This window comes from Phenylobacterium sp. (genome assembly GCF_036495085.1).
Classification (GTDB): Bacteria; Pseudomonadota; Alphaproteobacteria; order Caulobacterales; family Caulobacteraceae; genus Phenylobacterium.
Genome location: NZ_DASXNL010000008.1, coordinates 25,684 through 47,418, shown reverse-complemented (window position 1 = coordinate 47,418; position 21,735 = coordinate 25,684). Strand labels below are relative to the sequence as shown.

General features: G+C 67.4%; 25 protein-coding genes and 1 other RNA gene. 6 read left to right on the top strand and 20 right to left on the bottom strand.

Annotated elements, in window-relative coordinates:
- Window positions 1-2 precede the first annotated feature (2 nt).
- On the top strand, window positions 3-1,166 hold the full coding sequence (dapE, locus tag VGI62_RS01080) for a succinyl-diaminopimelate desuccinylase (RefSeq protein WP_331502536.1): 1,164 nt from the start codon (window positions 3-5) through the stop codon (window positions 1,164-1,166).
- A 53-nt stretch (window positions 1,167-1,219) separates the two neighbouring features.
- Here dapE and truA read toward each other — a convergent pair whose 3' ends face one another.
- A complete protein-coding gene (truA, locus tag VGI62_RS01075; protein ID WP_331502535.1) occupies window positions 1,220-1,966 on the bottom strand; it encodes a tRNA pseudouridine(38-40) synthase TruA in 747 nt (248 codons plus the stop codon).
- Complete coding sequence (fmt, locus tag VGI62_RS01070) at window positions 1,966-2,892, bottom strand: methionyl-tRNA formyltransferase (protein ID WP_331502534.1); 927 nt, start codon at window positions 2,890-2,892, stop codon at window positions 1,966-1,968. The genes truA and fmt overlap by 1 nt, the downstream gene beginning before the upstream one ends.
- Before the next feature lie 96 nt (window positions 2,893-2,988).
- Here fmt and VGI62_RS01065 point away from each other — a divergent pair, with 96 nt between their 5' ends.
- Entirely contained in the window at window positions 2,989-3,306 is a 318-nt protein-coding gene (locus VGI62_RS01065) for a hypothetical protein (RefSeq protein ID WP_331502533.1), read from the top strand.
- Between the two features lie 45 nt (window positions 3,307-3,351).
- On the opposite strand, the gene VGI62_RS01060 is transcribed toward VGI62_RS01065, so the two are convergent.
- From VGI62_RS01060 to VGI62_RS01025, 8 genes are all read right to left on the bottom strand, one after another.
- On the bottom strand, window positions 3,352-3,861 hold the full coding sequence (locus tag VGI62_RS01060) for a peptide deformylase (protein WP_331502532.1): 510 nt from the start codon (window positions 3,859-3,861) through the stop codon (window positions 3,352-3,354).
- A 53-nt stretch (window positions 3,862-3,914) separates the two neighbouring features.
- The gene (locus tag VGI62_RS01055; protein WP_331502531.1) at window positions 3,915-5,132 is read right to left on the bottom strand and encodes a DNA recombination protein RmuC; all 1,218 of its coding nucleotides are present in this window, start codon (window positions 5,130-5,132) and stop codon (window positions 3,915-3,917) included.
- Window positions 5,133-5,310: 178 nt separating this feature from the next.
- Window positions 5,311-5,913: a recombination mediator RecR gene (gene recR, locus VGI62_RS01050; RefSeq protein ID WP_331502530.1), complete on the bottom strand. Its 603-nt coding sequence runs from the start codon at window positions 5,911-5,913 to the stop codon at window positions 5,311-5,313.
- 1 nt (window position 5,914) lies between these two features.
- Entirely contained in the window at window positions 5,915-6,235 is a 321-nt protein-coding gene (locus tag VGI62_RS01045; protein ID WP_331502529.1) for a YbaB/EbfC family nucleoid-associated protein, read from the bottom strand.
- The gene (locus tag VGI62_RS01040) at window positions 6,232-6,657 is read right to left on the bottom strand and encodes a cupin domain-containing protein (protein WP_331502528.1); all 426 of its coding nucleotides are present in this window, start codon (window positions 6,655-6,657) and stop codon (window positions 6,232-6,234) included. The genes VGI62_RS01045 and VGI62_RS01040 overlap by 4 nt, the downstream gene beginning before the upstream one ends.
- Window positions 6,647-8,443, bottom strand: a complete 1,797-nt coding sequence (locus tag VGI62_RS01035) for a DNA polymerase III subunit gamma/tau (RefSeq protein ID WP_414695612.1) — start codon at window positions 8,441-8,443, stop codon at window positions 6,647-6,649. The genes VGI62_RS01040 and VGI62_RS01035 overlap by 11 nt, the downstream gene beginning before the upstream one ends.
- 92 nt (window positions 8,444-8,535) lie before the next feature.
- Window positions 8,536-8,634: signal recognition particle sRNA small type (gene ffs / locus VGI62_RS01030), an RNA gene on the bottom strand.
- A 69-nt stretch (window positions 8,635-8,703) separates the two neighbouring features.
- Window positions 8,704-9,900 (bottom strand): hypothetical protein, encoded by a 1,197-nt coding sequence (locus VGI62_RS01025; RefSeq protein WP_331502526.1) that lies wholly within the window; start codon window positions 9,898-9,900, stop codon window positions 8,704-8,706.
- A 215-nt stretch (window positions 9,901-10,115) separates the two neighbouring features.
- Between VGI62_RS01025 and VGI62_RS01020 the strand changes: the two genes are divergently transcribed.
- Together VGI62_RS01020 and nudC are read left to right on the top strand one after the other, a co-directional pair.
- Window positions 10,116-10,397 carry a DUF2277 domain-containing protein gene (locus VGI62_RS01020; RefSeq protein ID WP_331502525.1) on the top strand — a complete coding sequence of 94 codons (282 nt, stop codon included), beginning with the start codon at window positions 10,116-10,118 and terminating at the stop codon, window positions 10,395-10,397.
- A gap of 63 nt (window positions 10,398-10,460) precedes the next feature.
- On the top strand, window positions 10,461-11,390 hold the full coding sequence (gene nudC / locus VGI62_RS01015) for an NAD(+) diphosphatase (protein ID WP_331502524.1): 930 nt from the start codon (window positions 10,461-10,463) through the stop codon (window positions 11,388-11,390).
- Between the two features lie 101 nt (window positions 11,391-11,491).
- On the opposite strand, the gene VGI62_RS01010 is transcribed toward nudC, so the two are convergent.
- Together VGI62_RS01010 and VGI62_RS01005 are read right to left on the bottom strand one after the other, a co-directional pair.
- Window positions 11,492-12,337: a prephenate dehydratase gene (locus tag VGI62_RS01010; protein ID WP_331502523.1), complete on the bottom strand. Its 846-nt coding sequence runs from the start codon at window positions 12,335-12,337 to the stop codon at window positions 11,492-11,494.
- The gene (locus VGI62_RS01005; protein WP_331502522.1) at window positions 12,334-13,086 is read right to left on the bottom strand and encodes a 3-deoxy-manno-octulosonate cytidylyltransferase; all 753 of its coding nucleotides are present in this window, start codon (window positions 13,084-13,086) and stop codon (window positions 12,334-12,336) included. Before VGI62_RS01005 ends, VGI62_RS01010 begins: the two co-directional genes overlap by 4 nt.
- A gap of 148 nt (window positions 13,087-13,234) precedes the next feature.
- Here VGI62_RS01005 and VGI62_RS01000 point away from each other — a divergent pair, with 148 nt between their 5' ends.
- Complete coding sequence (locus VGI62_RS01000; protein ID WP_331502521.1) at window positions 13,235-13,957, top strand: cytochrome c family protein; 723 nt, start codon at window positions 13,235-13,237, stop codon at window positions 13,955-13,957.
- Between the two features lie 5 nt (window positions 13,958-13,962).
- Here VGI62_RS01000 and VGI62_RS00995 read toward each other — a convergent pair whose 3' ends face one another.
- From VGI62_RS00995 to VGI62_RS00975, 5 genes are all read right to left on the bottom strand, one after another.
- A complete protein-coding gene (locus VGI62_RS00995) occupies window positions 13,963-14,769 on the bottom strand; it encodes an NlpC/P60 family protein (RefSeq protein WP_331502586.1) in 807 nt (268 codons plus the stop codon).
- A gap of 38 nt (window positions 14,770-14,807) precedes the next feature.
- Window positions 14,808-16,187: a leucyl aminopeptidase family protein gene (locus VGI62_RS00990; RefSeq protein ID WP_331502520.1), complete on the bottom strand. Its 1,380-nt coding sequence runs from the start codon at window positions 16,185-16,187 to the stop codon at window positions 14,808-14,810.
- A gap of 82 nt (window positions 16,188-16,269) precedes the next feature.
- Complete coding sequence (locus VGI62_RS00985; protein WP_331502519.1) at window positions 16,270-16,779, bottom strand: A24 family peptidase; 510 nt, start codon at window positions 16,777-16,779, stop codon at window positions 16,270-16,272.
- A gap of 124 nt (window positions 16,780-16,903) precedes the next feature.
- Window positions 16,904-17,068, bottom strand: a complete 165-nt coding sequence (locus tag VGI62_RS00980) for a Flp family type IVb pilin (protein ID WP_331502518.1) — start codon at window positions 17,066-17,068, stop codon at window positions 16,904-16,906.
- 273 nt (window positions 17,069-17,341) lie between these two features.
- The gene (locus VGI62_RS00975) at window positions 17,342-17,506 is read right to left on the bottom strand and encodes a Flp family type IVb pilin (protein ID WP_331502517.1); all 165 of its coding nucleotides are present in this window, start codon (window positions 17,504-17,506) and stop codon (window positions 17,342-17,344) included.
- A gap of 252 nt (window positions 17,507-17,758) precedes the next feature.
- Here VGI62_RS00975 and VGI62_RS00970 point away from each other — a divergent pair, with 252 nt between their 5' ends.
- Window positions 17,759-17,962: a hypothetical protein gene (locus VGI62_RS00970; RefSeq protein WP_331502516.1), complete on the top strand. Its 204-nt coding sequence runs from the start codon at window positions 17,759-17,761 to the stop codon at window positions 17,960-17,962.
- 218 nt (window positions 17,963-18,180) lie between these two features.
- Here the strand turns inward: VGI62_RS00970 and VGI62_RS00965 are convergent, their stop codons facing one another.
- The 3 genes from VGI62_RS00965 to VGI62_RS00955 all read right to left on the bottom strand — a co-directional run bounded on the left by VGI62_RS00965 (window position 18,181) and on the right by VGI62_RS00955 (window position 21,674).
- Window positions 18,181-19,644, bottom strand: coding sequence for an MFS transporter (locus VGI62_RS00965; protein WP_331502515.1), 1,464 nt, complete (start codon window positions 19,642-19,644; stop codon window positions 18,181-18,183).
- 73 nt (window positions 19,645-19,717) lie between these two features.
- Window positions 19,718-20,887 (bottom strand): alanine--glyoxylate aminotransferase family protein, encoded by a 1,170-nt coding sequence (locus VGI62_RS00960; protein ID WP_331502514.1) that lies wholly within the window; start codon window positions 20,885-20,887, stop codon window positions 19,718-19,720.
- A 13-nt stretch (window positions 20,888-20,900) separates the two neighbouring features.
- Window positions 20,901-21,674, bottom strand: coding sequence for a tyrosine-protein phosphatase (locus VGI62_RS00955; RefSeq protein ID WP_331502513.1), 774 nt, complete (start codon window positions 21,672-21,674; stop codon window positions 20,901-20,903).
- Window positions 21,675-21,735 lie beyond the last annotated feature (61 nt).

The window sequence follows — 21,735 nt, the reverse complement described above, 5'->3', positions numbered from 1 at the left end:
CCATGATCGACGCCATCGAGCTAACGCGCGAGCTCATCCGCCGCCCATCGGTGACCCCTGCCGACGCCGGGGCCATGGACATCGTCGAGCAGACCCTGCGCGGCCTTGGCTTCACATGCCGCCGTATGCTGTTCGGCGAGATCGAGAACCTTTACGCCCGCTATGGGACCGAAAGCCCCAATCTCTGCTTCGCAGGCCACACCGACGTCGTGCCGGTGGGGGATGTGACGGCGTGGAGCCAGGGCGCCTTCGACGCCCAGGTCGTGGACGGCGTCATGATCGGACGCGGCGCCGTTGATATGAAGTCGGCCATCGCCGCATTCGCCGCCGCGGCCGCCAAGGCTATCGACGCGGGCCAGGTCGCGGGATCGCTTTCGTTCCTGATCACCGGCGACGAGGAGGGCGTGGCCACTCACGGCACAAAAATGGTCGTTGAGGCGCTGGATATCGAGGACGAAGTGATTGACCATTGCGTCGTTGGGGAACCCACCTCCAGCGAGGTCTTCGGCGACATGATCAAGGTGGGTCGCCGCGGTTCGATCAACGCCGAGATCACCGTCGAGGGTGTCCAGGGCCACGTCGCCTATCCGCACCGCGCCGCCAACCCGGTTCCGGTGTTGCTGCGGCTGCTGCTGCGCCTGCAGGAGCGCCAGCTGGACAACGGCTATCCCGAATTCCAGCCATCGAACCTGGAAATCACCCAGATCGACGTCCCCAATACGGCCACCAACGTGATCCCCGGGATCGCCAGGGCGCGGGTCAACATCCGGTTCAATCCGCGCCACACCGGCGCCGACCTGGCCCGCTGGATCGAAAACGAGGCCGCGGCGGAGGCTCAAGGTTTCGCCGGGACCGTCGTCGTCGTCCCCCAGATCAGTGGCGAGGCCTTCCTGACCGAGCCGGGTCCATTCACCGATGTGGTGGCGGGCGCGGTCTACGACGCCGCCGGCCGCGCGCCGGAGCTTTCCACCACCGGCGGGACGTCCGACGCCCGCTTCATCCGCGCGCTGTGTCCGGTTGTGGAGCTCGGCCTCGTCGGCAGGACCATGCACCAGGTCGACGAACGCGCGCCGGTGGCCGAGATCCTGCAACTGCAGGCGGTCTACGAACGGCTGATCGAGCGCTACTTCCAAACCTTCTCCGCCGAGCAGACCACCGGCTCCTGATCGTTCAGCAGCTGCCAGCGAAGCTGGCTGAGGGTTCCTCGACGTGCTGGAACTCAAGCCGGCGGATAGCTCACGCCCGTCAGATATAGCCCGTCGGCCGGCGCTACCGGGCCGCAGGTCTTGCGGTCCTTCGCCTTGAGCGCGGCTTTCAGGTCTTCAGCTGTCCAGCGGCCGAGCCCCACCTCGGCAATCGAACCCGTCATCGAGCGGACCTGGCGGTGCAGGAAAGAGCGGGCCTCGAAGATCAGCACAACCTCATCGGCCTCGCGGCGCACATCGGCCACGTCCAGCGTCTTCAATGGAGACTTCGCCTGGCAAGCCAGGTCGCGGAAGGTGGTGAAGTCGTGGTGACCGACCAGGGCCTGGGCTGCGGCGTGCATGGCCTGCGCGTCCAGCGGCGCCTTCACATGCCAGACATGACCCTGGTCCAGGCCCGGCGGGCTCGGGCGGTTCAGGATGCGGTAGCGGTACCGCCGCTCGATCGCCGAGAACCGCGCATGCCAGCCCTCCGGCGCCACTTCGGCGGTCAACACGACAATCGGCTCGGGCCGAAGGTGAGCGTTGAGGGCCTTGCGCACCGTCTCCGCCGGCCAGTCCTTCTCGAGGTCGACATGAACCACCTGTCCCGTGGCGTGAACCCCGGTGTCGGTGCGCCCAGCGGCGGCCACGCGCAGCGTTTGGCCGCAGAACGCCTTGACCGCCCGTTCCAGGGATGCCTGCACGCTCGGCGCATTCGCCTGGGCCTGAAAGCCGCAGTAGGGCCCGCCGTCGTATTCCAGGATGAGTTTGTAGCGCGGCATCAGCTGAGCAGGGTCCCGCTGGCCACCGGCTGGCCGCGCAGAAACGCCTCCACGTCCTGCGGTCCCCGCCCTTCGCGCTGGACTCGAAGCAGCCGCACGGCCCCCTCCCCTGTTGCGACCAGCAGCCGGTCATCGAGCACTTCGCCGGGCTCGCCGCTTGCCTCTTCGAAGGCGGAGAGCAGGACTTTCACCCGGACGGGGCCCTTGTCGGTGGGGAGCTGAAACCAGGCGCCCGGGAACGGCGAGAGCCCGCGAATCTTGCGGTCGATCTCTGCGGCCGGCTTCGTCCAGGCGATCCTGGCTTCCCTAGCCCGGATCTTCTTGGCGTAAATCACGCCGTCGGTGGCCTGGGGCGTTTCGCGCGCGACCCCGCGCTCAATGTCCGCCAGGGTCCGCGACAGCAGCTCGGCCCCCACCGCAGCCATCCGGTCATGCAATGTACCGGTGGTGTCCAGCGGGCCGATGCGCAAGCTCTCGCTCGCCAGCACGGGGCCTTCGTCCAGGCCTTCGGTCATCCGCATGACTTCGACGCCGGTCACCGGATCGCCGGCCATGATGGCCCGCTGGATTGGGGCCGCGCCACGCCAGCGGGGCAACAGCGAGCCGTGCAGGTTGAAAGATCCCAGCCGCGGAGCGTCGAGCACCGCGCCGGGCAGGATCTGGCCAAACGCCACCACCGCGGCCGCGTCGAGCCCGAGCGCTTCGAAGGCGTCGATCTCGGCCGGGTCGCGCATGGAGACGGGCGTGCGGACCCGCAGGCCCTGCTCGGCGGCGAACGCGTGCACTGGAGAGAGCTTCAACACCTGCCCGCGGCCGCGCGGCGACGGCGGCTGGGAATAGACGCAGGCGACGTCATGCCCGGCCTCGACGATGCGGCGCAGGGCGGCGAGCGCGAAGTCGGGGGTCCCAAGGAAAGCGATGCGCATGTGCGCCGGTTCTACCTGCAGGGGAGTCCGCGCGCAAAGCCCGGGAACTTCGGATAAGCTTAACAGTTAGTTAATGGCGATTCGAAGGAGCCCCGTATGCGCAACTCGCACCTCGCGGTCATTCTGGGCCTCTGGCTGGCTGTCGCCGCCTGCTCAAAGCCGACCCAGGAGAAGACAACAGACGATCTCAAATCCGTCGGCTCTCAGGTCGGACAGGCCGCCAAGGACGTCGCCGCGACGCCGGCCGTCAAGGACCTCGGCTCGGACATCAAACAAGGCGCCAGTGAAGCCGCCGCCAAGACCAAGGTGGCCGCCGATCAGGCCGGCGACAAGCTGAAGGCGGACGCCCAGACCGCAGCCCAAAAGACCAGCGACGCCTTGGACAAAGCCGCCGACAACGCCACGAAGCGATAGATCCCGGGCTTCAGCGCCGAGGGCTGACGCTGACGGGGTCGTCTCTCAGGCCGCCTTGGCCTGCTTCTTCACCTTTTTGACCGCCTGCTCGCGTTTCAGGCGCGAGAGATGATCGATGAACAACACGCCGTCCAGATGGTCCATCTCGTGCTGGATGCAGACCGCGAACAGGCCCTCGGCATCTTCCTCGATGGTCTCGCCCTTATAGTCCAGGTAACGCAGCTTCACCCGCGCGGGACGTTCGACCTCATCGTAGATCTCCGGCACCGACAGACATCCCTCCTCATAGGGCAGGGTCTCTTCGGACGCCCAGAGTATCTCCGGATTGACGAAATAGCGGGGCGCCGGCGGCTCTTCCTGGCGCGAGATGTCCATGACGATCACCCGCTGGGGGACGCCGATCTGGATCGCGGCCAGGCCAATGCCGGGCGCCGCGTACATGGTCTCGAGCATGTCGTCCATGAGCGCGCGCAGGGCGTCATCGACGCGTTCGACGGTCGCCGAGACCTTCTTAAGGACGGGATCGGGAACGACAAGGATCTCTCGGATGGCCATGGCGCGGACGTAGGATTGCTACAGCCGACCGTCAAGACGCGAGACGAAGCGCCTCAGGCCTCGTCACCGGCCACGAGGCGCACCTGCGGCGGCGTTTCGGGGGACAGCTTGGTCAGCGGACGCACCGCGGTATCGAGCGGCTCAAGTTGGGTGACCGCACGGCCTTCATGGTCGACCTTCAGGTCCTCGAAGCGTCGGGCCTGGGTCAGCACCTGGGTCTCCAGCGAGCCCACGAACTGATTGTATTTCGCCACCGCGGTTTCGAGGGCCTTGCCGAGACCGCCGGCATGGCCGCCCATCACGGCTATGCGCTTGTAAAGCTCGCGCCCCAGCTCGGCGATCTTCTGGGCGTTGGCCGCCTGCTCCTCGACCCGCCAGCCATAAACCACCGCCTTGCAGAGCGCGAAGAGTGTCGTCGGCGTGACGATCACCACGCGGCGGTCCATGGCTTCGGTCATCAGGTCGGGCGCGCGCTCCAGCGCCGCGGCCATCGCCGAGTCCAGGGGCACGAACATCGCCACAAAATCCGGCGAGTTCTCGAACTGGTCCCAGTAGGCCTTGGCCGAGAGCCCTTGGACGTGACCGCGCACGCTCTGCACGTGGCGCAACCCACAAGCCTCGCGGGTTGCCTCATCGGCCGCGTCCTGCATCTCCAGGAAAGCGTTCAGCGAGCACTTGGCGTCGATCACGAAGACGCCGCCGCCCGGCAGGCGCACGGTGACGTCGGGCCGACGCCGACCCTCCTCGGTGTCGGTGCTGGCCTGCTCATTGAAGTCGAAACGATGCGCCAGCCCGGCGGCCTCCAGCACGTTGCGCAGGGTCTGTTCGCCCCATCGCCCCTGCACGCCCGCTCCACGCCTAAGCGCCGCCGAGAGCTTGCGCGCCTCGTCCTGAGTCGCCGCCGAGGCGTTGAGCAATGCCGCGATCTGTTCCTTCAGCCCGCCGGTCTCCTCGACCCGGGCCTTCTCCACCAGCGCCACATGTTCCTGGAATTTCTGCAGGCTCTCGGCCACCGGTTTGAGCTGCGCCTCCAGCCGCGCCTGGGCGAACTGCTCGCGACTGTGGATCGCCTCCTCGTTCCGTTTGAGGATCGCCTCGGCGACGCCGGTCGCCGACTGGGTGACCTGCGCGCGGACCAGGTCCGTCTGCTCGCGCAACATCTCGACCCGTAACTCAGCCGCAGCTGCGCGCAGCCGCTCCTTCATCGCCCAGACGATGGCGGCGAGCGCGGTTAGCGCGAACCCGATAGTGGCGACAACCAAGCCGTTCATGTTGCGTTCTTAGCGCACACGGTGAGTCGGAGCTAGATTGTCATCCGCCGCCCGCAGAGGCGCAGGAAGCAGCTCGGCAAGCAGGATTCGCGGAGACCGAAGGCCGCAAGGCCCAGGACGTGGCGCCCATCCGATGGGTTCAGGGTTCCCATCCTGGCGTCCCCGCCGAGGTGGACTGCTAGGCCGGCCTTCTCGCCCTCATCGCCTGGGCGATCGTGCCGTCGTCGAGCCAATCGAGTTCTCCGCCGACCGGCACGCCCCTCGCCAGCATCGTCACCGCGACGTTTGCGTGCCCCAGCCGATCCGCCAGGTAATGCGCCGTGGTCTGGCCGTCGACGGTGGCCGGCAACGCCAGGATCACCTCGTGGACCTCGCCTGAAGCCGCCCGGGATACGAGGCCGTTCACCCGCAGGGCCTCGGGGCCGACGCCGTCCAGCGCCGAAAGCAGGCCGCCAAGCACGTGATAGCGGCCGCGGAATGCGCTGGCCCGCTCCATCGCCCAAAGCGCACCGACTTCCTCGACGACGCAGATCAGACTCCCGTCGCGATGGCCGTCGGCGCAAATCGCGCAGGGATCCTGAGTGTCCAGCGACCCGCAGACCGAGCAGACCTTCACTCGCGCCGCCGCCTCGGACAGCGCATCGGCCAGAGGGCTGAGCAGTTGCTCCCGGCGCTTCAGCAGCGCCAGAGCCGCACGCCTCGCCGACCGCGGCCCGAGGCCCGGCAGTTTGGCAAGCAGACCGATAAGCCGTTCGATCTCAGGTCCGGCGGAAGCGGCCAATTCAGAACTTCGGCATGCCAGGCATGCCGGCGAAGGGGCCCGCGGCCTCCTTCATCAGGTCAGCCTGGGCGGCGTCGAGCTGGCGTTTGGCGTCGGCGTGGGCGGCCATCACGAGGTCGGCGACCATCTCGGCTTCGCCGGGCGTCATCAGGCTCTCGTCGATATCCACCCGGCTGAGCTCGCCCGTGCCCTTGATTGCGACCTTGACCATGCCACCGCCGGCGGTTCCTTCCAGAACCAGGGCCGCGATCTTGTCCTGGGCCTCGCCCAGCTTCTGCTGCATGGCCTGGGCCTGCTTCATCAGCGAGGAGAGATCCTTCATTTCGCCAGCTCCTTCACCTTCGGAAGCGCCTCCGTAAGCGTCTTGGTGTCCGCCTTGGAGATCAGCACCACCACCAGACGGGCGGGCTCGGTCTTCGAGGCGTTGACAATATAATGCGGCTGCAGCGGCGTCTCAGACCAGGCCTCGCCAGCGCCGTACCGGCGCTCCGGCTCATCGCCCAGGCGAGAGAGCACCGCGCCCTTCGCCACATAGGCGTAAACGGCCGCAGGATGGCGATGTCCGGCCTGTCCTGCCGTGGTCACCGGCCCCGCGCCGGCAGGCGGCAGGTCGACCGTGGCCATCGTCAGAGCCATCTGCGGGTCGTTGGGGAGCACCTGATGGATCAGGGGCGCCTGGGCGAGCGCGGCGGGCGCCAGTGCCAGCCCCGCGGCGATCGCGCTCGTCCCGAGACTAATCCTCATCGTCATCGTCCTCGGAGACTTCGCCCTCGGCCGCGGCGGGCTGCGGCAAGGTTCGAACGCTGACGATCTCAGCGCCGGGGAAGGCCTGCATGACCGACAGCACGAAGGGATCCTGCTCGATCCGGGCGCGGACCTCACGCTCCTCGCGCTTTTGGCGCTCCCATAGACTCTCCGCCCCACCCCCGCCCTGCGCGGCGATCAGCCAGCGCTCGCCGGTCCACTCTTTCAGCCGTCCGACCAGGCGTTGGGCGAGGTTGGCCGGGGCCCCGGGCGCGGGCTCATACTCGATTGCGCCGGGCCGGAAGCTGATCGGCCTGACAAAACGCTCCACATCGAGTTTGAGGGAAATGTCGCGCTTGCGGTCGATAAGCGTCAGCATCTCCTCGAAGGTGTGCAGCGTCGCGACGGGTTCCGTCGTGGACTGCGGCTGAGGCGCCGCGTAGCTCCGCGCCACCGCCTGGGCCCCGCCTCCGCCCGAGGCTGCGGCTCCGCTGCCGGAGGGACCGCCCGGGCCGCCACCGCCAGTCGGCGCATCTCCCGCCTGCAACCGCTTCAGCGCCTCCTCCGGCCCCGGCAGATCGGCCGCGTAGGCCAGGCGGATCAGCGCCATGTCGACGGCCGCGGCCGCGTCAGGCGCACGGCGCACCTCCTCGTAGGCTTTCAACGTGAGTTGCCACAGCCGGGACAGGGCGCCGGCGGACACCGCCGATCCCACGGCCGCGAGCCGGGCCGATTGGTCCTTGGGCATGATCAACGCCTGCGGGCCGACGGCCTTGGCCACCGACGCCCCGTGGCAGTGGTCCAGGAGGTCCAGCATCACCTGGTCGGGGTTGGCTCCATAGCCGTAGAGCGTGCGGAAGGTCTCGATCGCAGGCCCGGCCTCACCGCGCATCACCTGCTCAAAGAGGGCGATTGTCTGGGCTCTGTCGGCGAGGCCCAACATGTCACGGATCGTCGCTGCCGTGACGGTCTGGCCCGGATCGGCCTGGACTATGGCTTGATCGAGCATCGACTGGGCATCGCGCACCGAGCCCTCGGCGGCTCGCGCAATCAGCATCAGCCCGTCGGCATCGACGCGGGCGCCCTCCGCCTCGGAGACCATCTCCAGGTTCCTGACGATCACGTCGGGCTCGACGCGCCGCAGGTCGAATCGCTGGGTGCGCGACAGGATGGTCACCGGCACCTTGCGGATCTCGGTGGTCGCGAAGATGAACTTGGCGTGCGGCGGGGGCTCTTCGAGCGTCTTCAGCAGCGCATTGAACGACTGCGTCGAGAGCATGTGCACTTCGTCGATGATGTAGACCTTGTAGCGCGCCGAGACGGGCGCATAGCGCACCCCGTCCAGGAGCTCGCGCATCTCGTCGACCTTGGTGCGGGACGCCGCGTCGAGCTCCAGCACGTCCATGTGCCGCCCCTCGATGATCGACGCGCAGTGGATGCCCTCGACGGCCAGATCAAGCGTGGGCTCATGGACCGTATCGCTCTCGTAGTTCAGGGCGCGCGCGAGCAACCGCGCCGTCGTCGTCTTTCCCACGCCCCGCACGCCGGTCAGCATGAAGGCGTGCGCGATCCGCCCTGAGGCGAAGGCGTTCTTCAGCGTCCGAACCATGGCCTCCTGGCCATAGAGGTCGTCGAAGGTCTTGGGGCGGTATTTGCGCGCGATGACCGTGTAGGCCGCCGAGGCGCCATCGCTCGGCGTCTTCGGCGCGCCTGCGAACATGTCCCCCGTGTTCGGATCACGTTCCGGCGGTTGGTCTTCCACCCGGGTGAGGTCTTCGTCGGCCATGGCGCTCATGTAAGAGGATGGTCCGCTCCCGGCAAAGGGGAAAGCCGGTGTCCGCGGACACCGTCGAGGAGAATATCGAGATCAGGAGGAAGAGGTGGAGACCGAACGGCGACCCGGAACGGAATTCGTTATGGCTGCTGCCTTCCGGCCCTGACCAGGTTGGCGAAGCGTCCGCCCGCCGCCGATCTCCGCGCGGGGATATGGCGGATCGGGAGTGCGGAGGCAAGGGCAAGGAGGTCGCGGGTGCGCTGCCTTGAGCCTCAGTGGGGGGCTTCCCGTTGCTGGCGCGCAACGGCCGTCGCCGCCTTCAGCTTCTGGATACGTTGCTCGTAGAGACGGGCCAGGCGATCGGGGTCGGATACGTCATTGCGGGCGTCGCGCCAGGCAAGCTGGTGCTCGCGCAGCAGGTCGCGATCCTCGTGAGCCGCCAACGCCTTGGCATAGGACGCCTGCAGGTCCCGCTGCAGACGTTGCAATTTCGGAACCTCGCATATCGTCCGGTCCGCCGGGGTCGGCTTGGCTGCGCAGCCCTTGGGGCCGGCCGGCGCGATCCTCACAACCTCTGTCGGCGTGGGCGCGGCAGCAGACGGTTGGGACGCCGTCGCAGTGGCCGCAGTGTCTCGGGCCGCGTCCGACGCGGCCGGGAACGCTGAGGTCGTCTCTTGGGATTCCGGCGGCGGAGAACTGGCGGTCGCGTCCGACGGAGCCTCGGGAATTGGCTCGGGCTCGGCGGCGATCGGGGCGACTGCCGCATTGGCCGGCGTGGCCGCTGCGGGCGCAGCCCTGAGCGCCGGCGGCGTGGCGGTATGTGCTGCGGGGTCGGCCGAGGCCACACGGAGGGGCGGAGTTCCGCGGGTTAGCGCCGCGCCCCACCAGCCGACGGCGACGCCGGCGGCGATACCGGCGGCGAAGCCGGCTGCCAGCCAGCGCGATCGGCGCGGCGGCCGGGCGGGCGTCGGCGTCTCCAGTTGGAGAGAAGCCAGGTCCGGCTCGGGCGACGAGGGCCCCCAATTGGTCAGCGGCGGCGGCTCCTCTTGCGGCTCGGGGGGCTCTGGGCTTGCCCCCAGGTCCGCTGTGGGCTTCGGTGGCTTGGCCGCTCGCCGCGATGCTCGAGGCGCCGGCGCCTCGGTCTCCAGGCGCAGAGTGGCGGCCGGGTCCGGCTCAGACGACGGCGCGCGCCAGGCGGCGAGCGGCGGCAAATCATCCAGCGCCGCGTCGTTCTCGCGCTCCAGGGGATCGCTGAAGTCGACCGAGATTACACGCGGCTCGGCCGGCCGCCGCCCGGTGAAGAGGGCCTTTGGCCCGCCTTTCTCGCGGCGTTCGCGGCGCGACGCCATCTCCTGCAGGATCTGATAGGAGAGCGCGGCCTGGCCGCGTTCGCGGGAGGAGTCGAGCAATCGCCGAAGCTCTGGCCCCCGTAGGGCGGACAGGTTGATCGTGGCAGCATCTTGAGGCATCGGGCGCCCCCAAAAAACTTACTCGCCGGCGCCCGTCACCACACCAGCGAGGCAACTATTACGCCGTGCGGCCAAAAAGTGAACATCTATCATTTCAATCTGATGAACGGGTAAGACGCTATCGCAGCGTACCCGCATCCATTTGGGCGGGATCGCGCCGCCGCGCTCCACGCCGCGGCTCGATGGCGCTATCCTGTCGCCACGGAGGGCTCCTCATGTGCCGCAACATCAAAACCCTGTTCAACTTCGATCCGCCCGTGAGCGACGATGAGATCCGCGCGGCGTCGCTGCAGTTCGTACGCAAACTCACCGGCTTCAATGCCCCCTCGAAAGCCAATGAGGCGGCGTTCAACGCCGCGGTCGAGGATGTGTTCACAGCCGGCCACCGGTTGCTGCACGGCCTTGAGACCCACGCCCCGCCGCGCGACCGCGAGACCGAGGCGCAGAAGGCCAAGGTACGGGCCGCTCAGCGCTTCGGCGTCCGCGCCCGGGCCTGAGCATCGGCGGGGCGGCAAAGCCTGGGATGACGAAGCGAGGCTTGGGCCCTAGAAGATGTGCCCATGCCACTAGACGCCTTCCAGAACACCTTCGCCGGCAATCCGCTGGATCGCGCCAGCGACCGCCGCGCCAAACCCGAGTGGATCGCCGAGCAGCTGGCGGCGCCCGATTCGATCGGCTTGGCCATGTGGAACGGGCGGCCCTTCGTGGAGCCGTCCAAGGAAGGCGGTATGCAGATCGCCTATTTGCCGGCCAAGCTGGTCGGTGAGCTGGCTGGCGGCCCCGAGCGGCTGCTGTTCATGGGCCTCTGGAAAGATACCGCGGTCTTCGCGGTCGACATGGAGGACTCCGCAGATCCGGGCGATGGACCGCTCCAGGGGTTCGGAAAATTCGAGGATCTGCGCGCAATCGCCCTCAAAGTCCCCGGCCCCGACGCCGCGATCCTCGCCACCGCCAAGCAGATGTTCGAGTGGCGCCGCCGGCACAAGCACTGCGCGGTCTGCGGCGAACCCAGTGAGGCCACCGACGGCGGCTGGAAGCGCCAGTGCCCGGCCTGCGGGTCAGAGCACTTCCCGCGCACCGACCCGGTGGTGATCATGCTGCCCTACCACGGCGAGCGCTGCATGCTGGGCCGCCAGGAGGCCTGGCCCAAGGGCATGTTCTCGGCGCTGGCCGGTTTCCTGGAGCCTGGCGAGAGCATCGAGGAGGCCTGCGCGCGCGAACTCAACGAGGAGGCGGGCCTGCACGCCGTGAAGGTCCGCTACCACTCGACCCAGCCCTGGCCCTATCCGTCGTCACTGATGATCGGCCTGATCGCCGAGGTCGAGGATGAAGAGGGCTCCCCCGACCAGACTGAGCTCTCCGAAGTCCGCTGGTTCACCCGTGACGAGGCCCGCGAACTCATCGCCGGCAGGCTCGACGGAACCTTCGCGCCCCAGCGCATGGCCATCGCCCACCAGCTCATAAAAGCCTGGGTGGAGGAAGGGAGTTAGATCGCGCCCCCCGCGGGGTGTGGCGTGAAACGACAGAGGGCGCGCCCTTCAGAACCGGAGGATCCCTCCAGTAAGGCTCCCCGAAGAGGGCCAGCCGAGATCTACCCGCGCGTTCGGAACGGATCGGCCGGGTAGACGCCCAGAATCTCGAATTTTTCCGAGAAGAATTGCAGCTCCTCGAAGGCCAGGGCCAAGCCGCGGTCCTCGGGTCGACCATCGGCCTCGGCGTAGAAGAATGTGGCCGTCCAGGCGCCGTTCTCCATGTAGCTCTCGAGCTTGGAGATGTTGACGCCGTTGGTCGCGAACCCGCCCATCGCCTTGTAGAGCGCCGCCGGCAGGTTCCTGACGCGGAATACGAAGCTGGTGATGCAGGGCGTCGTGAACGGCGGCGGGGCCGGCGTTTTCTCTGCGGTCATCACCAGGAATCGGGTGGTGTTGTGATGCTCGTCCTCGACATCGCGGGCGAGGATATTCAGGCCGTAGATTTCAGCCGCCAGCGCCGGCGAAATCGCCGCCCGCGTCGGATCGGGATTCTGCGCCAGCAGCTTCGCCGCGCCGGCCGTGTCGCCGACAGATTCGGTCTTCAGCTTAAGCTGGCGGATGAGCTTGCTGCATTGAGCCAGTCCAAAGGCCATGCTCACGGCGGTCTCGACGTCCTCAAGCTTCACGCCCGGGTTGGCCATCAGCTGGAAGTGGATCGGCTTGAACCGCTCGCCGACGATCTTCAGGCCCGACGCCGGCAGAAGGTGGTGCACGTCCGCAACGCGACCGGCCGTGGAGTTTTCCACCGGGATCATGCCGAGCTGGCAGTCGCCGGTCTTCACGGCCTGGAAGGCGGCCTCGAAGGTCGCGTGCGGGACCGGCTCCAGATCCGGGAAGGCCGCCATGCAGGCCTCGTGGCTGTTGGCGCCGAGTTCGCCCTGAAAGGCGATACGTCCCTGGCTCATAAGCTCCCCCTGTCCTGGATCGATCGGGCGTACGCGCGGGCGCGCGCTAGGTCGGCTGGATTGTCCACCGAGATCGGAGCCTCATCGATAACCGCAGCCCAGATCGACATCCCGAGCTCCAGCGCCCGCAATTGCTCCAGCCGCTCGCGTCGCTCCAGCGGCGATGGCCGGGCTGCTGTAAAGCGCTCCAGCGCCTCGCGCCGGAATCCGTAGATGCCGTGGTGCAGCCAGACCGGCGCGTCTCCGTAAAGCACCGAGCGGGTAAAATAGAGCGCGCGCGCCGAGCGGCCGTCAGCTTCCATGGCCGCCACCACCTTGGGAATGTCAGGGTTCGTGCGTTCCGCCGGATCCGCCTCAGCGACCATGACCGTCGAAATGTCGCACCCTTGCCTCGCTTCGAGCAACCGCGCCACGGCCACAACTGCATCGGGCCGGACGAAGGGGATGTCGCCCTGTAGGTTGATGACCACGTCATGGCGCCTCTGAGGATCGAGCACGGCGAGCGCGGCGACAATGCGGTCGGAACCGGAGGCGAGGTCGGGCTCCGTGAGCACCGCGCGACCACCTGCGGACTCTACCGCCGCGACGACCTCGGCGTCGCCGGCCGCCACGGCCACGGGACCAAGGTCCGCAGCCTCCGCCTGCCTCAGCACACGCACGATCATCGGCAGACCACCGATATCGGCCAGCGGCTTTCCGGGCAGGCGGGTCGCGGCCATGCGCGCTGGGATCAGGACGATGGGCGTCATGGGATGAGCAGGGGCAATGCTTGTGGCTGTGCTTGGGCGGTTGCGCGAGCGCCGGTAGCGTGTAAGAGAGCCGGACGCAACAAGGGGCGGGATTCCCGCGCTTTCGCCGGCTTGTGCTTCTGGCGATTAGAGGGCTGATTTCGGGACGATGAGCGACAGTCTGACCTTCAATAAGTACGCCGGCGCTGTGCTGGCGACATGCTTTGTCATTGCCGGACTGGTGCAGCTCACAGGGGGCGTCTTCAGCCAGGAAAAAGTCGCCAAACCAGGCTTCAAGGTCGAGGTCCAGGAAGCGGCCGGCGGCGGCGCCGCCGCACCTGAAGTTCCGCCCGACTGGGGCACGGTGTTGAAGACCGCAGATCCCGTGGCCGGCGCCGCGGTCTTCGAGAAATGCAAGTCCTGCCACAACGCCGACAATGGCGGCCCCAACGGCACCGGCCCGAACCTCTGGGGCGTCGTCGGACGCGCGCCGGCCAGCCATGCGGGCTTCGCCTATTCCGACGGAATGAAGGCCTTCGCCGCCAAGCAGCCGATTTGGGACTACGAGCACATCTATGAGTTCGTGAAGGGCCCGCAGGCCTACATCAACGGCACGAAGATGACCTTCGTCGGTCTCAAGCAACAACAGGACCGCATCAACGTCATCGCCTACCTGCACGGCCAGGGCTCCAGCCTGCCGATCCCGGCCCCGAACCCGGCGGCCGCCGCGGCTGCTGCTCCGGCGGCGGGCGCCGCTCCGGCGGCGGGCGCCGCCGCGGCGCCGGGCGACAAGCCCGCGGCGGCTGGTGCCGCGCCCGCCGCACCTGCGGCTCCGGCCACGGCTCCCGCCGCGACCAAGCCTGACGCCGGCAAACCTCCCGCCGCGAAGTAGCCGCGCTAGAGCCGGCGGAACGCCGTCGGCTGGCCTTCGCCGGCTCGGGAAATCCGGCTGATCGCAGTCTCCAGCGGCTCGACGGCGACCATCATGTGGTGGCCGTTCGCATGGACGATGCGCGTCTTGTCGAGCCCGATCGCGACGTGACCCTTCCAGAACACCAGGTCGCCACGCCCGAACGCCTCGCGCTCGATCGGCCGTCCGATATGCGCCTGCTGGTCGGCATCGCGGGGACAGGCCAAACCGCAGGCGAACAGCGCCTGCTGCACCAGGCCCGAGCAATCGAGGCCCAGGCTCTCGCGGCCGCCCCAAAGGTACGGCGCGCCTAGGAAACGCTCGGCGACGGCCGCAGCGTCGCTCTCGAACACGCCAATCGGCGTGAGGTGATCGGAGGTCGTCCAGCCGCCACCGGCCACCTTGCTGAGTCGCCCCTCCTGCGCCTCGACGGCGACCAGCGCGTTCATTGAAAAAGGGCCGCTCGCCCGGCTCTTGATGCTCGGTTCGGCGAAGGCGTAGGTGCGGACAGCGCTGACGCGGTGAGTCGGCTCCGGCCCCGGCGGCGCAAGCGATGCGTCCACGACGAAGCCGACATAGCCGTCGCGCCTGGCCTGGCCCCAGAAGAAGCCGCCTTCTTCCTCGATGATCTCGAAGGTCTCGCCAAACAGGATCTGGTCCATCTGTTCCGACGCCACGTCCGGCGCGCGATGAATCCCGGCGGCTGGAACCACACAGCTCATGATCTTGGGATCGAGGTAGACTTCGGCGCGGACCAGCCCCTCCAGGGCGCGGCTGGCGATGCCATCGCGCATCGGGGTCACCCGCGGATCCTCGCTCTCCAGCGAGGCGCTCACCCAAATCGCTCCCGGATCATGCGATAGAGTCCGCGGATGGCCTGCGCCTCGGCGCCTGCCGGGAAGCCTGGCCGGTTCCGCGGGTTCCAAGCGAAGATGTCGAAGTGCGCCCAGGGCCCCGCCGGCGCGAAGCGCTGCAGGAAGAGCGCCGCCGTCACCGAGCCGGCCTGCGCCCACGCGTCGGGGTCATTCTTGATCTCGGCCACATCGCTATCGAGGGCCTCGGCGTAGCCCTTCCACAACGGCATACGCCACACCGGGTCGGCCGCCGCCTTGGCCGCCCGCTCGATGTCCGCGGCGAGGGCCTCGTCGTCGGTGTAGAACGGCGGCAACTGCGGCCCGAGCGCTACGCGCGCGGCCCCGGTGAGTGTGGCCATGTCGATCGTCAGGGCAGGTTCCAGTTCGCCGGCGCGGGTAAGCGCATCAGCCAGGATCAGGCGCCCTTCCGCATCGGTGTTGCCGACCTCGATAGACAGGCCCTTGCGTGAGGCCAAGACGTCGCCCGGCCGCATGGCGTCGCCCGAAATGGCGTTCTCCACGACCGGGACCAGCACCGCCAAGCGAACAGACAGGCCGGCCGCCATGATCATGCGCCCGAGCGCCAGCGCGTGCGCCGCCCCGCCCATGTCCTTCTTCATCTGCCGCATTCCGGCCGAAGGCTTTATATCGAGGCCCCCTGAGTCGAACACAACGCCCTTGCCCACCAGACAGACCAGCGGCTTGCCGGCCTCACCCCAGGTGAGTTCGATCATCCTTGGCGCGCGCGCGGGAGTGGCGGCGCGGCCCACCGCGTGCACGGCAGGGTAGTTCGCCTCCAGCAGTCCATCGCCGGCGATGACGGTGAACTGGGCCCCGTGCTGCTCGGCGATCTCGCGGGCGACGGTTTCGAGCTGCAGGGGCCCCAAGTCGTTGGCCGGCGTGTTTATCATGTCGCGGGCCAGCGCGCAGGCGTGCGCCACCTGGCGGACCTCAGCCACGTCGACACCGTCGGCGACCAGTTTGGCGCGCTCGCCGCCGTGGGTTTTATAGCGGTCGAACCGATAGCTCCCGAGCGCGAAGGCCAGTGCGGCTTGGCCGGCATCCAAGCCTTCAGGCGCCCGCTTGATCTGGTAGGTCCCGGCGGGGAGCTTGGCGGCCAGCGTGCGGAACACCATCGGATCGCCGCCACCGCCGAGGCCGAACAGTACGCTCGCCAGCGCTCCGTCGGCGCCCGGCACGGCCAGAACCTGGCCGGCCTTGCCTTTGAAATCGGAGATCGCCGCGAAGGCTTTGGCCGCCGGTGGCGAGGCGTTCAGCGCCGAGGCTGTCTCGCTCTCGAGGAGCGCGTGCACGGGGACCGCAGGGCCTTCCGCGTTTTCGAGGATCACGTCGGACATCGGAGCGCCTTCGCGAGAGGGGGGCAGGATATTCTCTCCTAGTCGTATCCGCGCCAGACCCGCAACCGCTGCCGGCGCGTGATCAAAGCCTGGCGAACAACGCCGAGGCCGGGAACGCCGCCAAGGCGCCGGCCGCGATCGCGACGCCGTAGGGCACGCTTTCCCCGGGTTCGATCAGGCGAGCAAGCCAGCGGGGTCCCGATGGGATGAAGGGCCGAACGTAAGCCGAGCGGATGCCCAGCAGCGCCACCGCCAGCACGCCTCCTGCGATTCCGGTCAGGCCGAGGTAGGTCACCGCCGCCGGCCAGCCAATCCAGAGCGCCGCGGCGGCGAACAGCTTGGCGTCTCCGCCGCCGATCCAGCGCACGGCGTACATCGCGAAGCCCAGGACAAGAGCAGCGGCGCCGATCCCGAACTGCAGGGCTATGGTCGGCAGCGGCAGGCCAAGAGCCAGGGCCGCCACGGGAAAGGCCGCGACGAGCGCCAGGGAGATCCAATTGGGTATGATGTAGGTCGTCGCGTCGCGCAGGCCGGCGAATATCACCAGCGCAGGGAAGACCAGCAGCAAGAGGGTCTGCAAAAGGTGAATCATCGCGTCACTCCGTCCGGGCGAACTTGGCGCCTGCAGATGAACGGAGGGTTTCACCCAGCCAACAGGAAAAAGCCCCGGCGAGGGATCGCCGGGGCTCCTTTTTGAACGGAACGAACGCCGCGGCTTACGGCAGGTCGCTGGTCACCGTGTTGAAGGTGTTGGCCAGCTTGTTGCCCATCAGGCCAAGCGCGGTCACCAGGACCACGGCGACCAGGGCGGCGATGAGACCGTATTCGATGGCGGTGGCGCCAGACTCATCACTCGCGAACTTTTGCACGAACTTACCCATGACTTGATCTCCTCTATATCCAAAGACTGGAGCTGCAAGCCCTTCGGTTGCCGCCCAAATTGCAATATAAAAATGCCATAAGTGACTTAATCGCGAGTAAACCGGGTGGCACAATTTATAGGCGTACTTAACAATTCCTGACTTTGACGATTATTATAGAGGAATCAACGACATGAAACTTTTGTTTATTTTCCGTCCTGGCCTTTAGACAAAAAACCCCCGGCGAGATGCCCGCCGGGGGTTTCTTGGAATGACTGTTTTGGGGATCTGGCCCTATGGCAGAGCGGTCGACACCTTGTTGAACGTGCCAACCAGCTTGTTCCCCATCGCCCCGAGCGCGGTCACCAGGACCACGGCCACGAGCGCGGCGATCAGACCATACTCGATGGCCGTCGCGCCGGATTCGTCCTTCAGGAAGCGTGTAAAGGTATTGGACATTTCTAGCTCCTCCTTGAGCGAGCAGTGATGACGGGATCAAGCAACTTGCCCTGCTCGCCCCAAATGCATCTGTAGAATGGCACCTCTGGCTTAATCGGCAGTAAACGACACGTATTCATGAAACCACTATATTGGTAAATCTCCGTTAACCGTACCATTTCGCCGATCTTATGACCGCGTTATGCTACGATTATTAAGATGATAACGATCTGATCTTGGATTAGATATTGATTATTTCAGGCAATCGCTAGCATGGGCGAATTCCAGAGCAGCGGCGCCATTAGCAGGGCGGACTTCAAGAACTTGGTTTCGGCCTCGGTCATCGGCGACCTCGTCGGCCAGTCCGGCGCCACGGACACCACGCAGTTGGGCGACGTCTTCACCGTCGCCAGCGCGATCATGGCCCTACCCGGCCGCGCCTCTGAAGCTTCGCCTCACCAGCGTCACCGCAGATAGCCTGGGAAGTCCGAAGGTCTCCTGGAGCCAAGGCCGCGACAGGCGGCGAAGTCGGCGAAGGGCTCAACGGTGGCGCGGTTTCCGCCCGATCAGCTTGTGCCCGGCGACAGCGTCATCCAAGCGGACGTCCAGGATACGTCCACCTCTCCGCTGAAGTACGTGCCGCCCAACGCGATAACGTTCAGGAACACCTTCTGTCTGAAGCCCCGCGCCGTCTGCTAGTGGGCGCGCCGCAGTTCGCGGCCACCGCCCCTGACGAACATCAGGCCGATCAGCCCGATCACCAGCAGCACGATGATACTGGCGAATCCCCCCTGCTGTGTGTGGGTCAGGTTTGTGCCGAGGTTCACCAGCGTGGGCGCGAGCCAGAGGGTTGCGACGCCGGACAGGGCGTAGACACCAAAGAAGGCGCCCGTCTGCTCAGCCGGCGTCAGCCGCGTCAGGAGTGTGCGGCTGGAGGCATATTGGCCGGTGATGACGATGGCGTTGACGAAGCCCAGACCGATGAACACCCAATCCGGAAGGTGACGGAATACCGGTCCGCTCCAGAGCGGCGCATGGGCCGTGGCGTCGTAAGGCCACAGGTAGAGGATGCGGTCGGGCGCAACCCCCAGCATCAGGGTCAGGCTGACTGCGGTCACCGCGATCTGGATCCGTAGCGCGACCTTCGGCCCCACCGCGCCGTCGAGCCAGCGGGCCACGAAGCCGCCGATGACTGCGAATACGCTGAGCATGATGCCGTAAGCGAGCATCTCCAGCGGGCCCCACTTCATCACCCCGATAGCGTAGACCCCCGCGTAGATGAGCACGGCGTTCATGCCATCCACGAAGAACATCCGCGACATCAGGTAGACCACGGCGTCCCGGTAGCGACGCACGGTCTTGAGCATGCGCCAAAGCTCACCTGCGCCATCGCGCAAGGCCTTCAGCGCCGGAACGCCGGTGCGTTGCGCATCCGGCGTAAACAGGAAGAGCGGGATCGAGCCCAGGGCGAGCAGGCCTGCGGCCATCAAGGTCACCACCCGCTCCGGCTCGTGGGTCAACGGGTCCAGCCCGAACAGCGGGGCTGCAGGCACCCAGCCCCATGGAACCTTGCCAGGAAGCGCGAAGGCCCAGGCGGTGAAGCCGAGCGCGAGAACAGAGGCCGCGTTTCCGAGGGAGAGCGCCAGGGCGGAGGCCTTGTGAGCGGCGGCCAGGCCCGTGGCGCGAACCAGCATCGAGTTGTGCAGCACCTCGCCGTAGACGAACAAAAGACGCGCGCCGATATAGAGCGCGGCCAGCATCGTCAGGGTCATGGCGCCGCCGGGCCTGCCGAACCACAGCGCCGCAATCATGGGGACCATCAGGCTGACGATCAGTCCGAGCCACGGCTTGCGCGGGCCGAGCTTGTCGATGGACGCGCCGAGGAACGGCGCGCTGAACACCACGACCCAACCGATAATCTGGTCCCAGCTCGAGATCGTCGCTTGGCCCCGCACCGGGTCGCCGACCAGCACGGAGGCCACGTAGGGCATGAAGATGTAGATGGTGACGAGGATGATGAAGGGGTCGCGGCCACCTTGGTGGATCGCCCAGGCGTAGCCGCCCCGCTTCAACTTCCCATCGCCGCCCAGTTGCGCGATGATCGTGGGCTCGACGATGGCCGCCGGCCCATCGGCGTCCAGTGGTTTGACCTCGTTCAACCGCCGATCCTCCCCTGAATGCCCGCTGTTGACCGCGGCTTCGGGGACGTTAGCCGCTTTCTCGTGCGCAGCGCTAGGCGAGCTTGTCGTCCGCCGCCGCCAACGCAGCTTTGGCGTCGGCGGCGAACCCTTGCGCGACAAGCGCTTCGCAAAGGGCGGTAAGGCAGAGGCGCACATGCCAGGCCGTGGCCGAGGCGCCCATCAGGCCGATCCGCCAGACCTGGCCCTTCAGCGGCCCGAGCCCCGCGCCGATCTCCAGGTCCCAGGCCTTCAGCACGTGGGCCCTCACCGCGGCCTCGTCGACGCCGTCGGGCACGCGCACGGTGTTCAGCTGCGGCAAGCGGTGCTGCTCGGCCACCAGCATCGCAAGGCCCGCCGCCTCCAGCCCAGCCACCAGCGCTTCGTGCATCCGGGCGTGTCGCACAAGGGCGGCCTGCTGGCCTTCCTCGAAGATCGCCACCAGCGCCTCGTGGAGCCCGTAGAGGGCGTTGATCGGCGCTGTGTGATGGTAGGTCCGGCCGCCTTCGCCGCCCCAGTAGCTCATCAGCAGATTGAAATCCAAAAGCCAGTTTCGGACCTTCTCCTTGCGCGCGGAGATCGCCGCCTGGGCGCGCTTGGAGAGCGCGATCGGCGAAAGCCCCGGCGGAGCCGAGAGGCACTTCTGGGTTCCCGAATAGACCACGTCGGCGTCCCAGGCGGCCACGTCCACCACGATGCCGCCCAGAGAGGTCACGCAATCGACCACCGAGAGCGCTCCGTGCTTGCGGGCCAGGCCGCAGAGCACGGGGGCGTCGCTGCGCGCGCCCGTCGAGGTTTCAGCGTGGACGAAGGCCAGGACTTTTGTGGGGGCCTCGGCGAGCGCAGCTTCGACGCGCGCCGGATCGACCGGCTCGCCCCAGGCATGGTCGACCGTCGTCACGCCGGCGCCGGCCCGGTCCGCCATGTCCGCCATCCGTCCGCCGAACGCCCCGTTGACCGCGATCACCGCCCGCTCGCCCGGCTCCAGAAGATTCATGATCGCCGCTTCCATCCCGGCGGTGCCCGGCGCGGGCAGCGGGACGCAGGCGTGGTCAGGCGCGTTGAACAGCCGTTGCAGGGCGGTTTTGATCTCCTCCATCAGCACCTGGAACTCGGGATCGAGGTGGCCGATGGTCGGGCGGGCGAGCGCGCTCAGCACCCGAGGGCTCACGTCGGAGGGCCCCGGCCCCATAAGGATCCGCCGCGGCGGCTGGAAACTCTGCATTTTACATCTCTGGTCAGGCAAGAAGCCGCGCTTGTAGCCGGTCTCGCAGGCCCGCGTCGACGCCCAGCACTTCGGTCAAATAGCCGTCGATCGAACCGTGCGTGGCGCAGATCACGCCCAGCGCGGTCTCCAGGTAGGTCGAACTGACCGAGACCGCCACGCGCAGGGCGGCCTCGTCGACCGCCTTGCCGACGTTATCGCGCAGCCACGGGCCCAGGAACGCCATCTTCCGCGCGATCCGGCTTTCGTCGTTGGTGAGCAGGTAGTCGGCCACGATGTCGTCGGCGTCCACGCCCAGAACGTGGAGCGTCAGCGCGCAGATCAGACCGGTGCGATCCTTGCCCGCTGCGCAGTGCACCACGATGGCGCCCTCGGCCCCCGCCAGGGTCTGGAAATAGCGATTGAAGAGGTCGATGTGCCGCGCCTCGAATGGGGCGCGGCGGTAGTAGCCGATGCCGTCGTCGAGGAACCACTGCGCGTCGATCTCCACGCCCCGCATCGCTTCCGCCCAGTCCGGGTGCTCGGAGCGGATGTCGTTCTCGATCACCGTTGCGCTGAACCCCTGCCAGCGCCGGGAGGGCTCGCGCGTCCGCTCCTCGGTGCGCCGCAGGTCGATGATGGCGGCCAGGCCGAGCTCGCCCATCCGCCGCAGGTCCGCCTCGCTCGCGTAGGCGTGGTTGGCGGATCGATAGAGCAGGCCCCGCCTCACGGTCCGCCCGCTGGCTGTGCCGTAGCCTCCGAAGTCGCGGAAGTTTTCGATGGCGTCGAAATCGATGTGCCGGGTCATGGCCTCCCCTAGCCGGAGTCCTCGTCTCTTGGAATGGGGTCAAATCGACGGTCGGAGGACG